Source organism: Pseudoalteromonas sp. B131b (genome assembly GCF_037162545.1).
Lineage (GTDB): Bacteria > Pseudomonadota > Gammaproteobacteria > Enterobacterales > Alteromonadaceae > Pseudoalteromonas > Pseudoalteromonas fuliginea.
This window is the reverse complement of the sequence record NZ_JARLUZ010000001.1, coordinates 2287834-2301902: the sequence shown is the minus strand read 5'-3', so window position 1 is coordinate 2301902 and position 14069 is coordinate 2287834. Positions and strand designations below refer to the sequence as shown.

At 39.1% G+C, this 14069-nt stretch carries 6 protein-coding genes, 12 tRNA genes and 2 pseudogenes; 8 read left to right on the top strand and 12 right to left on the bottom strand.

Annotated elements, in window-relative coordinates; all coding sequences use genetic code 11:
* Window positions 1–35 precede the first annotated feature (35 nt).
* From P4S65_RS10635 to P4S65_RS10615, 5 genes are all read right to left on the bottom strand, one after another.
* Window positions 36–111 (bottom strand) — tRNA-Glu (locus P4S65_RS10635).
* Between the two features lie 182 nt (window positions 112–293).
* Window positions 294–369: transfer RNA gene (locus P4S65_RS10630), tRNA-Glu, on the bottom strand.
* 93 nt (window positions 370–462) lie between these two features.
* Window positions 463–538 (bottom strand) — tRNA-Glu (locus tag P4S65_RS10625).
* Between the two features lie 144 nt (window positions 539–682).
* Window positions 683–758, bottom strand: a tRNA-Glu gene (locus tag P4S65_RS10620).
* Window positions 759–795: 37 nt separating this feature from the next.
* A tRNA-Ala gene (locus tag P4S65_RS10615) sits at window positions 796–871 on the bottom strand.
* A gap of 1175 nt (window positions 872–2046) precedes the next feature.
* Between P4S65_RS10615 and P4S65_RS10610 the strand changes: the two genes are divergently transcribed.
* The 8 genes from P4S65_RS10610 (at window position 2047) to P4S65_RS10575 (ending at window position 5376) form a co-directional block, all read left to right on the top strand.
* Window positions 2047–2122: transfer RNA gene (locus P4S65_RS10610), tRNA-Val, on the top strand.
* 147 nt (window positions 2123–2269) lie between these two features.
* Window positions 2270–2345 (top strand) — tRNA-Val (locus P4S65_RS10605).
* Between the two features lie 155 nt (window positions 2346–2500).
* Window positions 2501–2576: transfer RNA gene (locus P4S65_RS10600), tRNA-Val, on the top strand.
* Window positions 2577–2728: 152 nt separating this feature from the next.
* A tRNA-Val gene (locus P4S65_RS10595) sits at window positions 2729–2804 on the top strand.
* A gap of 48 nt (window positions 2805–2852) precedes the next feature.
* Window positions 2853–2928: transfer RNA gene (locus P4S65_RS10590), tRNA-Val, on the top strand.
* Window positions 2929–2960: 32 nt separating this feature from the next.
* A tRNA-Val gene (locus P4S65_RS10585) sits at window positions 2961–3036 on the top strand.
* A gap of 61 nt (window positions 3037–3097) precedes the next feature.
* A tRNA-Val gene (locus P4S65_RS10580) sits at window positions 3098–3173 on the top strand.
* A gap of 565 nt (window positions 3174–3738) precedes the next feature.
* Window positions 3739–5376, top strand: a complete 1638-nt coding sequence (locus tag P4S65_RS10575) for a response regulator (protein WP_096792776.1) — start codon at window positions 3739–3741, stop codon at window positions 5374–5376.
* On the opposite strand, the gene msrB is transcribed toward P4S65_RS10575, so the two are convergent.
* The 7 genes and pseudogenes from msrB to P4S65_RS10540 form a co-directional block, all read right to left on the bottom strand.
* Window positions 5373–5813 (bottom strand): peptide-methionine (R)-S-oxide reductase MsrB, encoded by a 441-nt coding sequence (gene msrB / locus P4S65_RS10570; RefSeq protein WP_007378087.1) that lies wholly within the window; start codon window positions 5811–5813, stop codon window positions 5373–5375. The two genes, P4S65_RS10575 and msrB, sit on opposite strands and share 4 nt — an antisense overlap.
* A 146-nt stretch (window positions 5814–5959) precedes the next feature.
* The gene (locus P4S65_RS10565; RefSeq protein ID WP_337120124.1) at window positions 5960–6400 is read right to left on the bottom strand and encodes a hypothetical protein; all 441 of its coding nucleotides are present in this window, start codon (window positions 6398–6400) and stop codon (window positions 5960–5962) included.
* Window positions 6384–6919 (bottom strand): annotated as a pseudogene (locus P4S65_RS10560) (DUF2919 domain-containing protein). The gene P4S65_RS10565 and the pseudogene P4S65_RS10560 overlap by 17 nt, the downstream one beginning before the upstream one ends.
* 10 nt (window positions 6920–6929) lie before the next feature.
* Window positions 6930–8948, bottom strand: coding sequence for an NAD-dependent DNA ligase LigA (ligA, locus tag P4S65_RS10555; RefSeq protein ID WP_033040369.1), 2019 nt, complete (start codon window positions 8946–8948; stop codon window positions 6930–6932).
* 80 nt (window positions 8949–9028) lie between these two features.
* Window positions 9029–9795: pseudogene (gene zipA, locus P4S65_RS10550) on the bottom strand (cell division protein ZipA).
* A gap of 73 nt (window positions 9796–9868) precedes the next feature.
* Window positions 9869–13270: a chromosome segregation SMC family protein gene (locus tag P4S65_RS10545; protein WP_337120123.1), complete on the bottom strand. Its 3402-nt coding sequence runs from the start codon at window positions 13268–13270 to the stop codon at window positions 9869–9871.
* A gap of 67 nt (window positions 13271–13337) precedes the next feature.
* Window positions 13338–14069 (bottom strand): RNA methyltransferase, encoded by a 732-nt coding sequence (locus P4S65_RS10540; protein ID WP_096792774.1) that lies wholly within the window; start codon window positions 14067–14069, stop codon window positions 13338–13340.

The following is a 14069-nucleotide window of genomic DNA, read 5'->3' as shown; positions in this document are numbered from 1 at the left end:
TAATAACACTACACTTCCCTATTAAAATAAGTAAGTGGCGTCCCCAAGGGGATTCGAACCCCTGTTACCGCCGTGAAAGGGCGGTGTCCTAGGCCTCTAGACGATGGGGACACATAAATGTGTCACTAGGACAACTGAATTTTTAGACTCGTTTCAGGCGAGCTTTCTTAATAACACTACACTTCCCTATTAAAATAAGTAAGTGGCGTCCCCAAGAGATTAGTACTCTTGATAACATCGTGCATAGAGAGTGCGCTGTCACACTGCTTTACACAATACTTAAAATAAGTAAGTGGCGTCCCCAAGGGGATTCGAACCCCTGTTACCGCCGTGAAAGGGCGGTGTCCTAGGCCTCTAGACGATGGGGACACATAAATGTGTCACTAGGACAACTGAATTTTTAGACTCGTTTCAGGCGAGCTTTCTTAATAACACTTCACTTCCCTATTAAAAATAAGTAAGTGGCGTCCCCAAGGGGATTCGAACCCCTGTTACCGCCGTGAAAGGGCGGTGTCCTAGGCCTCTAGACGATGGGGACACATAAATGTGTCACTAGGACAGTTGATAAGTTTAACTCACATCATGAGCTTTAAGGTAATTGCGTTTAATACAAGTAAAGACTCGAGCTTTAATTGTGACGCTATTTTCTCGGTAAAACCGCCTTTAACTAATAAAAGTTAAGTGGCGTCCCCAAGGGGATTCGAACCCCTGTTACCGCCGTGAAAGGGCGGTGTCCTAGGCCTCTAGACGATGGGGACACAGAAAACTGCTACCCTAGGACAAAACACTAATTTTTGGTGGAGCCATGCGGGATCGAACCGCAGACCTCTTCACTGCCAGCGAAGCGCTCTCCCAGCTGAGCTATGGCCCCAACTTAATAAATACCCGTCGTGATGAACACATCGTGTATCGCTTAGTGCGGGGCGCATTCTATGCACCACCCAAAATAAAGTCAACAGTTTTTTACCTAGCTTTATTTAAATGGTTTAATTTTCAACAAACTGGCTATCAAGCGTGCTAAAAAATACAATTTGAATAAGATTCTAACCCTACTGCTTATAATAACATCACTATATTACAACGAATACTCAATAGCCCCCACTCCCCCATTTAATGAAACAAAATTTCATCAAAGCAAAGGTATACATTTATATGCAAATTAAACTTATCTAAAAACTACCAATTAAGGCCTCGCCAATCGCCTTAATCTTTTAAAAGTTACAATTGCTTATAATAACCAAAACTTAAGTGTGGGTTTGAGAGTACCCGCAGCCTTTACTTGCTTAATAACCAGCGTAACTCGTACTAAAAATTCGATTATTGTTTGAAGAGCATTTTTAAAAGAGCATTGTAGCTTCGTAATTCTATCTACAAAACTTCAGGGCGCGTTGACCTTTGGTGGGTGAAGCGGAAGCTTTGCTCGGTTTTTACTTATTCTTACATGGATGTAAGCCATTAGGGTAACGCAGGAGCAGTTACCGAGCCCACTAGGTTACAAACCTCGCGCCGCGATTTAATCGTCCCTAGATTGGACAAATTTGAATCCACAAAGGTCAACACGCCCTAGTTATATGTGATCTATTTAGTCTTAACCCGAAGGCTAGTAGTGAGGAATACGTATTTACGAAATGGCTAGGTTGGCTTATAAAAATAAAGTAAGTACAAAAATAGAGTTTAGAATGTTGAAAATAGCATTTGTTTTGGGAAGTTTAGATTAAATTCATTTTTAAAGGACCGCTCTATTCACTAAATAACTCGCCCTAATATTAATCCATCTTGCTCATAATCATAAAAACGACTCCAGTAAAAAAACAATGAGTATCGTAAAACTAAATTTAAGATTAATAAAATACAATTCCCTACTCACTTTTAGGTGCTTAATTGAACTGCAATATCAAATTTGATGATAAAATAGACTTCAACTAGATCCTATTGTTTATAAAACCTTCATTCAGCACATTTTTATCATTCAAGTGTTGACACATTTCCAACTCTATCTATAATAGCGCCCCACAACAACGCAGCAATGTAATGTTGTTTAGATGTGGGTGATTAGCTCAGTTGGGAGAGCATCGCCCTTACAAGGCGAGGGTCACTGGTTCAAGTCCAGTATCACCCACCACTTTTTAGTTAAAGTGTTCACATCTAAATTCTAAATGGGTCATAAGCTCAGTTAGAAAAAGAGAGCATTACCGCTACTTACAAGTAACGGCAAAGTTCACTGGTTAAAGTCCAGTACTATTTAATAGTAGCGTTTAAATTTATATGTGGGTGATTAGCTCAGTTGGGAGAGCATCGCCCTTACAAGGCGAGGGTCACTGGTTCAAGTCCAGTATCACCCACCACATATAAAACCTATTACTATATTAATAGTCGTGTTTTAAATTGTAATATGGGTCGTTAGCTCAGTTACAAGAAAAGAGAGCATCACCGCCTTTATAAAAGATGGCGAAGTTCACTGGTTAAAGTCCAGTACTATCTAGGTAGTAGCATGTAATATGGGTCGTTAGCTCAGTTGGGAGAGCATCGCCCTTACAAGGCGAGGGTCACTGGTTCAAGTCCAGTACGACCCACCATTTTTTAAATGGTGCATATTACAAAAAAATCTAAATGGGTCGTTAGCTCAGTTAGAAAAAGAGAGCATCACCGCTATTTACAAGTAACGGCGAGGTTCACTGGTTAAAGTCCAGTACTATTTATTTTAATAGTAGCGTTTTAATTTATATGTGGGTGATTAGCTCAGTTGGGAGAGCATCGCCCTTACAAGGCGAGGGTCACTGGTTCAAGTCCAGTATCACCCACCACATATAAACCTATTATTATATCAATAGTCGCGTTTTAAAATTTAATATGGGTCGTTAGCTCAGTTGGGAGAGCATCGCCCTTACAAGGCGAGGGTCACTGGTTCAAGTCCAGTACGACCCACCATTCCTAGAATGGTGCATATTAAAATGTAATTTGGGTGATTAGCTCAGTTGGGAGAGCATCGCCCTTACAAGGCGAGGGTCACTGGTTCAAGTCCAGTATCACCCACCAAATTACATCAAGCGGTTAATTGATAATAAAGAATTAAATAACAGGCATACCTATTATATGTGGGTGATTAGCTCAGTTGGGAGAGCATCGCCCTTACAAGGCGAGGGTCACTGGTTCAAGTCCAGTATCACCCACCACATATAAGTACAATAATAACTTCTCTAGTAATAACTCTTTCTTCCCATATTAAATACATTTAATAACTTCATAAAAACTCAATATATAATACCAATCTGCTTATATATGGGGTCTATTTAACGTTAAGAAAATTACGCTAGAACTAGGCAAAAGTTTTGGTATCTAGTTGTTCTAAATAAAAAATTTTTAACGACGTTATAGTGCAATTTAATTCGTTAAATTGATCAAAGATTTATGCAGGTTGGTATAAGTCGTATATAATTAACTTAGCCGTAAGAAAAAGAGCATCGCCACCCTTTACAAATAATGGCGAGGGTCACAGGTATCAAGCCAAGTAATCAACTATCACACATAAATACCATTCGATAGTTTCTTTAAAAATATAAATTTTCATATCAAAACACTCATCATTTAATTATGTTATTTAGATCCTTGCTTTTATAGTTAGCAAAAACGTATTAGGAAAAGTTAAATACCTAATAAATACTGCTATCATTTGAATTTTCTTGTAAGCAGCTAAAGTGTTGATTATAGTCAGTACTAAACATAATAACCGTTAAGCCAATGCCAACTAAGATCTATTCAAAAGCAAAAATACTTATAGTCGAGGAGCAACCACTTGCTCAAAGCTATATGAAACAATCGTTAGAAAGGCTTGGCTTTCAGCAATTGCACTTCGCTGATCATGCAAATTCAGCAAAAGAGCAGTGTTTAAGTGAAGAATTTGATTTGATCGTTTGTTCATTTAATTTAAGCAAACAACAAGACGGCTACCAACTTTACGAAGAGTTACGTGTTAAGCACCTCATAAAAAGCTCTACAGGCTTCATTTTTATATCTGCTGAAACAAATGGCTCGCTAGTTCATAGTGTTCTTGAGTTACAACCTGATGATTTTTTAGTGAAACCTTTTACCGTTCAGGAACTACAAGTACGTATTGAGCGTATTTTAAGACGCAAACACGATTTGCAAACGGTTTATACTCTAATTGATGATGGTAACGATTCAAAAGCAATTAAATACATCGACACCGTTCTAAATAAAAAAAACAATAGTTATAGCCCTATCTTACTGCGTTTAAAAGGTGATGCTCTTCTTCGTTTAAATCGCAGCGAAAATGCAAAAGACTTTTTTAAATCTGTTCTCGATATACAAAAATTTGCTTGGGCAAAAGTAGGTTTAGTAGAAGCACTTATAGCAAATAATGAACATATTTTAGCTCAGCGTATGCTAAAAACGATGCTTGAACGACAAGAAACTCGATTAGTTGCGCTTGATTTACTCGGCCGTTTAGAAATAAAACTTAATCAGTTTGAACTAGCGCAAAGTTTTTTAAGCCAAGCAGCCGACATTGCACCGCGAAATATTTCACGCCAAAAATCACTAAGTAATGTGTCATTAATTAATCACGACTACGAAAAAAGCTACTTAACTCAAAAAGACATTGCAAGTTTTGCAAAGCACTCAATACATGACCACCCCGATGTGTATTTAAATGCTGCACGTGCCGGTATCGACTTTGCATTAACAACAGATCAAACAGATCAAATACAGAGAATATCTAGACAAACTAATCAATATATAAGCGATTTAAAAAAGCAGTTTCCTAACAATGCCAATCAAGCTCAAATTGATGTGCTTAACGCACGGCTTCATTATTTAAAAGATGAGCATAAAAAAGCTAAAAAACTCATTGAGCAACTCGAAGATGATGATACACATATTCGCTCTGTCGATGGTGCACTTGATAAAGCGAAAGCGTTCCATGAGCTGGGCTTTCATCAAAAAGCGCAAACTCTCTTCACTCAAATTATTGGACACTGTGAACGCCATCCAAGTGTTAGCGACACAACTTACTTACGTTATATCCAGCAACAGCAAAGTGAGCGACGCGATATTAAAATGGGGCCAAAGGAGCTCAACAACCATGCTGTTACTCAATTTAATAGAGGACAGTTAAACACTGCACTTGAAGCTTTTACGCAAGCATTTAGGGTTATGCCTCGTAATCAGAGTATTGCGCTTAATTTATTGCAGTGTTTATTTGATTCCACTAAGCAACACAATGGCTCATTTAACCTTGAACTTGCTAAAAAATGCTACGCCTTACTTACTAAAACTCAATTACCAGCAGATCAGACGCAGCGGTTAGATAAAATTTTGCACATAGCAAAAGAAATGAATTTAGATATTGGAAGTTAAAGCTTTTTCATTGATGCCGCATTAACGCAATAGCGTAGACCGGTCGGTAATGGGCCATCAGGGAAAATATGGCCTAAATGTGAATCACACACGTTGCAAACCACCTCTATGCGCTCCATACCATGACTTGTATCACTTACGTAGCCAATTGCTTCAATTGTCGCCGGTTGTGTAAATGACGGCCAACCAGTGCCACTATCGAACTTTTCATCTGCATCAAACAATAAATTATCGCAGCAAATACACACATACTTACCAGGTTCCAATAATGTGCAACTACCAGAACTACTTGGACGTTCGGTTCCCTTTTTACGTGTTATGTAATACTCATCTTCTGATAGTTGCATCCGCCACTGCTCGTCCGTTTTGACTACTTTTTTACTTGGAGTAGGATTGCCGTTGGTGGCAAAGTTAATAACATCATTCCACTTCAACATGATAACCTCATTGAATAGTTAATTAACCGTACTTAATAAAATTATAAAAAGTACGGTTAGTTATTACGTTATTGAATACACTAAAGATCAGCTAAAGAGTGTTGACCGTTTAAAACTAAAACTTGTTCAGTTTTAAGGTGATTTTCCTAGCTAAAGGTAATATTTTGTTTTTCTGAGTCGGTAAATATTCGTTTAATAAAACTATCTAGTTCTGCTTTTTTTACAGGTAAGCTAACACTCATTTGGCGCTCGTTATTACTGTAAATTATTAGCTCGTCATCCTTCGTCGTTATGCGTTCAATACTCTCAATTACTAACCAATCTGGACCGTGCTTTTTATCAAAAAAACCCATTAAACTAAAAAGTAATAAGTGTTGGGCGTCTCGCTGAATAAAATCCTCTAACCGGTTTCTTGATTTAAATAGAGGCGTTAGCCTATAAACGCTTGAGCAAAAAACAAATACCCATAAACCAAATAACGCTTTAAACCACATAAATTCTAAAAGCTCAGTGCTAATCATTAAAATAATAAGCACTAACCCTATTAACGATATAGCTATCGCTATTTTTTTATTTACAGCGTCCACAACTAATCCCTTTTAAGTCGCTTTTTTCTTCTGATGCTTTTTCTGTCGGCTCAGGCCAATCATTAAAAAAACGGTTAAATAACGGCTTTTCACCAAATACCACAATATCCATAAAACAATCATCATTTGTACTGCTAAAAATGATGAAAATCGATAATGGCTATGCGCGGCTTGAATACTTAACCATGTTAAATCAACAACAGCACATAAAATAAGAGGCCAGCGCATATGTCGCCACACTTTTGCTAACCTGTCGCTCGCACTGTGGGAGTCTCGCGGCCGACGTAAACAAAATAAAATAGTCGGTATTATTGCAATACTTCCAATTGCTATTGCGATAAAAAAATCATTTTTATTTTTAAAAAATAACGACATTAAATCCAGTTCAGGCCTGCGGCTTAAAGCCGCAATAACCCAAATAAAATAGCCACGTAAAAGCACCAGCAAACTTAAATGAAATGCTATAGGTGTACGGTAACTTCCGTACTTATCCCAGTATTCTGGCCCATATCGGCTCATTGTCGTTTTCCTAGCCATTATGCTTTTTAAGCAGCTCAATTAATTCATCTTCCGTGAGTATGTCGATACCTAAATCTTGCGCTTTAGTTAGTTTTGAACCTGCTTTTTCACCTGCGACTAACGCATCTGTTTTAGCCGATACGCTACCCGAGACTTTAGCACCTAATTGCTGCAAACGAGCTTTAGCATCATTACGGTTAAGTGTATTAAGCGTGCCGGTAAGTACATATGTAAGTCCTGCGAGTGGTTGCTCTTCCTCAGAAGGCGCACTTAACGCTGGCCAATTTACGCCTTGCTCTATTAATGCGTTTACTACCGCTAAATTATGCTCTTCAGCAAAAAAACCGCGAACATGCGCTGCAACTATTTCACCGACATCACTTACCTGCGTTAAACTATCAATGCTGGCATTAATTACATTTTCAAGGGTTAAAAAGTGATTAGCTAAATTTTGTGCTGTCGCTTCCCCCGCTTCACGAATACCTAGTGAGTATAAAAACTTAGCGAGCGTAGTGCCTTTAGCTTCATCAAGTGCTGTTACTAAGTTTTTAGCTGACTTAGGTCCCATACGTTCAAGTGATTCAAAATGCCCTTGTTTTAAAACGAATAAATCAGCGGGCGTTTTTATAAGCTCTCTATCTACAAGTTGATCAACAATCTTATCGCCAAGGCCATCTATGTCTAGCGCTTTTCGTGAAGCAAAGTGTTTTATCGCTTGTTTGCGTTGTGCAGGACACACAAGCCCGCCAGTACAACGGGCTACAGCTTCACCTTCCACTTTTTCAATATGCGAATCACAAATCGGACAAGTCACTGGAAATTCAATATCTCTAGCATCATCAGGACGGCGTTCAAGTACAACTTGTGTTATTTGCGGGATTACATCTCCTGCGCGACGAATAATAACCGTGTCGCCTACTTTTACACCTAAACGTGCAATTTCATCGCTATTATGAAGTGTTGCATTTGATACGGTTACACCACCGACAAAAACAGGCTCTAAACGCGCAACTGGCGTAATTGCCCCTGTGCGCCCTACTTGAAAATCAACATCAAGTAATTGAGTTATTTCTTCTTGCGCCGGAAACTTATAAGCAATAGCCCAACGAGGAGCACGTGCTACAAAGCCTAAACGCTCTTGTAAGGCCTTTTGGTTTATTTTGATTACTACGCCATCAATTTCATATTTAAGCTCGCTACGGCGCGTTAAAATATCGCTGTAGTACTCAAGCGCGGCTTTTGGACCTTCAACTAATTTTGTTTCTGGGCACAGTGGCAACCCCCAGTCAGTCAGCTTTTCTAGTTGCTGATAGTGATCCTCTGGAATGCTGCCATCAGCAACAAGTCCAGTACTGTAAGCATAAAACATCAATGGGCGTTTAGCGGTAATTTTAGAGTCGAGTTGGCGTAAGCTACCTGCCGCTGCGTTACGCGGATTAACGAATACTTTGTCTCCACGTTTTTGCGCTTCCGAATTTAGTTTGTCAAAGCCGGCGCTGTTCATAAATACTTCGCCGCGCACTTCAAGCTCTTTTGGGTAATCGCCACGTAACTTAAGTGGTACATTACGAATTGTTTTTACATTCTGAGTAATGTTTTCACCGGTAAAACCATCACCTCGCGTAGCCGCTTGTACAAGTACACCATCACGATAAATAATTGATACAGCTAAACCATCAAGTTTTGGCTCACAACAAAAAGTAAGCTCATCGGTACTCATTAAACGCTCTTTTATACGGCGATTAAACGCAGTGAACTCTTCTTCACTAAAGGCGTTATCAAGTGAAAGCATGGGTACTTGATGCGCTACTTGCTCAAATTTACTCAGTGCTGCACCGCCTACTTTTTGTGTTGGGGAGTCGGCGGTTAAAAATTCAGGGTGCTCGGTTTCTAGTGCGCTTAGTTCGCGTAATAACCTATCGTATTCAGAATCAGGAATACTGGGGGTGTCGAGCACATAATAGTTATAATTGTGTTGCTCTAATGTAGTACGAAGATGATTAACTTGCTCACTAATGCTGCTAGACATTTAAACCTCAATAAACATAAAAAAAGCCACTTTGATGAATAATCATCCAGTGGCTTATAAAAATATAATATGTGCGCTATTTACGCTGAAAAAGAACGGACCTGCTCAACATACTGCCTGACGCGTTCTACGGTCATTTCATTTCGCTCTGCATCTAAAATTTGCGCACCAAACTCGTCAGCTAACTTTTTAGCTGCACTGTGCAACATGTTAAATGCAGCTAGGCCGTCACCGTCGCACGGCAATGTCATAAATAAGCTAACCCCTGCGGTACTAAACTGTTCCATATTATCAATATCAAACGTACCTGGGTTGTACATATTTACTAATCTAAATAATACAGGGCCTTGGCCTGCCGGATCTAAGTGGCGATTAAAAAAGCCTTCCTCAGAATATTTAAAACCTAACGTGTTAACGGCTGGTAATAATTTACTGCCCTGCATGCTAAGCCCTTCTGGCATTTGAATATGCACAATAACAAAGTCAGGCATTTGCGCAGATGATTTTTCATCATTTTGCTCTTTTGCTTCTAGATCATCAACTACTTCTAGGTCATCTTCAATGGGCACTGCTGGTACGCTTGTATCAATTTGTGGCTCATTCTCATCAAAGTTAAGCTCACCGAATTGTGGTTCATCACGTTCTTCTACCACAGGCTCTTTTAGCTCTGCCTCTGTAGGAAATGATTTAGATGAAGCTGGTGCACTTTTTTGCAATGGTTCAACCCGTTCGTTATTTAACACTTCTGGGCGGTCTTTTTTCTAACAGACCACAATCCATGTATTAATAAACCACCAATGACAACTACACTGATAATGATTAAAACCCATCTTAATTGTTCGGCCATCCCCTCACCTTTTCTTATTTGATATGCCTAAAGCCTGTATATTAATTGAAACTAATATACTTGTTATAAAAATTTATACATGTGCAAGTTGCACTGCTTGTTCTATATCTACAGCAACCATACGCGATACGCCAGGTTCTGCCATAGTTACACCTGTTAATCTACCCGCCATTTCCATCGCAATCTTATTATGGCTAATATAAATAAACTGTACTGATTGTGACATTTCTTCAACCAAACGGCAAAAGCGAACAACATTAGCATCATCTAATGGTGCATCTACTTCGTCCAGCATACAAAATGGGGCTGGATTGAGCCTGAATATAGAAAACACTAATGATAATGCGGTCAGCGCTTTTTCTCCACCACTTAACAAGTGAATTGTTGAATTTTTCTTACCCGGTGGTCGTGCCATTATACTAACACCACTTTCGAGTAAATCGTCACTGGTTAATTCTAAATACGCACTGCCACCACCAAAAACTTTAGGAAATAGCTCAGCAAAGTCTTCGTTAACTTGATCGAACGTCGCTTTAAAGCGTGTTTTGGTCTCAATATCAATTTTACGAATAGCACCTTCAAGAGTATTTAACGCTTTTGTTAAATCATCTAATTGATTATCAAGATAATCACTACGAGCTTTGGCTAAATCAAACTCTTCTATTGCCGCTAAGTTTACTGCACCTAATTTATCTAACTGATTAGTAAATCCGGTTAACTGATTTTGCGCTGCGCTCAAATTTAATGAATCTGGTAATTCATCAAGTATCGCTTTTAAGCTTTGTTTTAATTCTTCTAATGGTTCAAGCGCAGCTTGTGCTTTTATCAGTAAGCTTTGCTCTTCAATTGTTAGCTTTTGGTGCTGCTGTTGCAAGCCCACCAGCTCACCTTGTGAATTTTTAAGGCTTACTTGCTTAGTGTTTAAGCTTTCTTTGGCCTGAGCTAATTCTTTTTGTAGCAATACTAATGCCTGCTCACCTTTTTGATGCTGTGCTAAGAGCTGCGTAATTTTATCGCTAAGTTCTTGCTCTGGTATCAGCAGCTCTTCTATTTCACTAAGTAGTTCTTGCGCACCTTCTGATGCACTAACGTGCTCTTGCTCTGCATGGCTCAATTTGGTTTGGCTTAACTGCCATTCACTGCGTGCCTTTTGCTCTGATAGCGTTGCCTTATGTGCTTGTGTTTTATATTGCTCAAGCATGCTTAATGCTTCGCTATAACTTTTATCACTTTGTGAGCGCAAGCTATTTGCAGCGTCTACTTCATCCGCTAAGTTAAGTTGCTGCTCATTTAACACTTCAAATTGCTCTGTTTGCTCACCAAGCACGGTATTTAATTGTAAAAGCGCAGTGGTTAATTGCTGTTTTTGTTGTTGTAGCTTTTCTAGTTGTAACTTAAATTGTGCTACTTGCTGCACAAGCATGTCGCTGCGCGTACTGGCTACCGCTATATTTTGCGCAAGCTCATGTATCGCTTCTTTTAGCTCGCTTTGCTCGTTAATTAATTTTATTTGCTCAGCTGTATGTTCGTCACGAGTGTGTGTTACTTGTTGTAACTCTTCCTCGGTATTATTTAATTGCTGAGCTTTATCTTGCAATTGCTTATGCTTTAACAGTAATGAGTTTTCTGCATTACATTCGGCACTTACATGCCAATTACGACCATATAGAGCACCGTTTTTATCCATAACGGCTGTATAAAAACTATCTTTTAGTATTTCTAAATCACCGCTTTCACTATAAGCAATACGTGCTAAATGCTCTGGATAAACACCGCTTGTTATGAATGCAGCTAAGCTATTTGTTGGCATGCGTTTATTACTATTTGGCCACACACTGTTATCAGCTTGCTGCTCACTTACATTTAAATGCTCTAAAGATTTAAGTGCTTGCTCTATTAGAAGCTCAAAGCCCTCTTTAACACTTAGCTGATTAAACAAACCATTAGTACGTACACTTTTCTCATCAAGCCCTAATGTACTTTTAAGCCCAGTTATACTGGCTTTTAACTCGTTTATTGTTTGAGTAAGCGTCGAATATTGCTTTTGTGAGTTATTAACAAGCTCATTTTGCACTTCAAGCTTAGCGCTACAGTGCGTATGTGCTGTTTGTTTAGCGGCAAGTTCTTGAGTTAATGTTTGTGTTTGCTGTGTTTGCTGCGTTAATTGCTGCTCTACATCACTACTTTGTAGCTCGCTAAGCTGAACAGTTAACTGATCAATTTGCTCGTTAACATGATCAATTTGCTGCTGAGTTTGTTTAATGTGACTACCATGTAGTTGCACATTATTATTAAGTTGTTGCTGTTGCTCACACAAAGCTTGCCAATGAGTATGGTGGCGCTGCTTAAGTGCTAATAATTCCTCAAGTTCATGCGTTAACCCACTTACTTGCTCTTCACATATTAAGGCATTTTCACTTGCCTCTTGCAGGGTTTCATTTAGTTGCTCGCACGCAATTTGCTGCTGCGCTTTAACTTCAAGGCTATGTGTTTGGCGTTGCTGTAATTTAATTAAATTTTGCTTAAGCGTTTGAGTTTGTTGTTTTACGTTTATTTGTTGTTGCTCAGCGCGAGTAAGCTCGGTGTGTATTACATGTTGTTGATGCTGGGCATCGCTTAGTTTATCTTGCTGGGCTTGTACTTGCCCTTCTAGGCTTGCAAGTACATCGTCATGCCCTGAGTTAGCGGTTTTAAAAAACGAAATTTGATCATTAAGTTTTTTAATTTGGGCACTTTTTTCAAGTTGCTGCTGATGTAACTTTTGCCATTTTAAAACCGCAATTTGCCCTTTTAGCATGCGTTCTTGTGCTTTTAATTCGCGGTATTTTTTTGCATCAACCGACTGCACAGCCAATTTATCGAGCTGGCTTTGTAGTTCTTTACGCACATCTAACAAGCGTTCAAGATTTTCGCGAGTGCTTTTAATACGAGTTTGTGTTTCGCGGCGACGCTCTTTGTATTTAGAAACGCCAGCGGCTTCTTCTAAAAATACGCGCAGCTCTTGTGGTTTACTCTCTATTAAGCGCGAGATCATCCCTTGCTCAATAATTGCGTAACTACGTGGACCAAGACCGGTGCCTAAAAATATATCGGTAATATCACGTTTACGGCATTTACTGCCATTTAAAAAATACAGTGACTGTCCGTCGCGCGTTACTAAACGCTTAATAGCAATTTGGTTTCGATCGGCAAATGTGTTTGAAGGACTTCCTTTATCGTTATCAAAAACAAGCTCTACAGAGGCTTGTGATATGGCTTTACGATTAGTTGAGCCATTAAAAATAACGTCGGTCATGGCGTCGCCACGCAGATTTTTAGCAGAGCTTTCACCTAGCACCCATCGTACTGCATCAATAACGTTAGATTTGCCACAGCCATTGGGGCCAACAACACACGTCATTTGATCAGGAAATGGAATTTTAGTGGGCTCTACAAACGATTTAAAGCCCGCTAATTTAATAGTGCTTAAGCGCATCTTATTGTTATTACCGATTATTATTGTTATTGATTACAAACAATTTAACTCATTAACAGTTAAATTGTTAAGCTTGTCGTTTAAAATTATCTAAAATAATACCGGTCGCCATTGCCACATTAAGCGACTCTGCACCGCCAAAAGCGGGAATGGTGATTTTATCGGTCACTAACTTTGCACATGTCTCGCGTATTCCATGCGACTCACTGCCCATTAGTAAAACGCCTGAGCCCGTAAATTGGGTTTTATGCACGCTTTGCCCATCTAAAAAAGCACCGTAAACAGGTAAATTTAAAGACTGTAAGTAATCAGGTAAATCTACTTGGCTTACCGATACCCTTACAAACGAGCCCATTGTAGCGCTAATTGTTTTAGGGTTGTAAGGGTCTGCGCTGTCGGTGCTAGTTACTATATGTTTAATACCGTACCAATCAGCTACTCTAATTATTGTGCCTAAGTTACCGGGGTCTGATACGCCATCAAGTGCGAGTATTAAGCCATTTGCGTGTGGTAAAGCCGCCGTTGGCATATCAACAATAGCAATGGCTGCATTATTGCTAACTAGCGTGCTGGCTTTGGTGAGGGCTTCTTCATCCGCTTCAATAAAATTAGCGTGCGGATACTTACCTTGGTACGCATTTATAAATTCGTTTGTAGCAAAAATATTAACCACATTTAATGGGCTGTTTAATAACTCAAGTACGTTTTTCTCACCCTGTACAAGGTATTGATTATATTGCTTTCGGTACTTTTTTTGGCCAAGTTGGCGAATAAGTTTGAGTTGGTTTTTTGAAATCAT

What these genes read in the sequence shown, in the direction of transcription:
- P4S65_RS10575 (WP_096792776.1), top strand. Translation starts at nt 3,739, where the DNA reads ATGCCAACTAAGATCTATTCAAAAGCAAAAATACTTATAGTCGAGGAG.
- msrB (WP_007378087.1), bottom strand. Translation starts at nt 5,813, where the DNA reads ATGTTGAAGTGGAATGATGTTATTAACTTTGCCACCAACGGCAATCCT.
- ligA (WP_033040369.1), bottom strand. Translation starts at nt 8,948, where the DNA reads ATGTCTAGCAGCATTAGTGAGCAAGTTAATCATCTTCGTACTACATTA.
- P4S65_RS10545 (WP_337120123.1), bottom strand. Translation starts at nt 13,270, where the DNA reads ATGCGCTTAAGCACTATTAAATTAGCGGGCTTTAAATCGTTTGTAGAG.
- P4S65_RS10540 (WP_096792774.1), bottom strand. Translation starts at nt 14,069, where the DNA reads ATGATTTCAAAAAACCAACTCAAACTTATTCGCCAACTTGGCCAAAAA.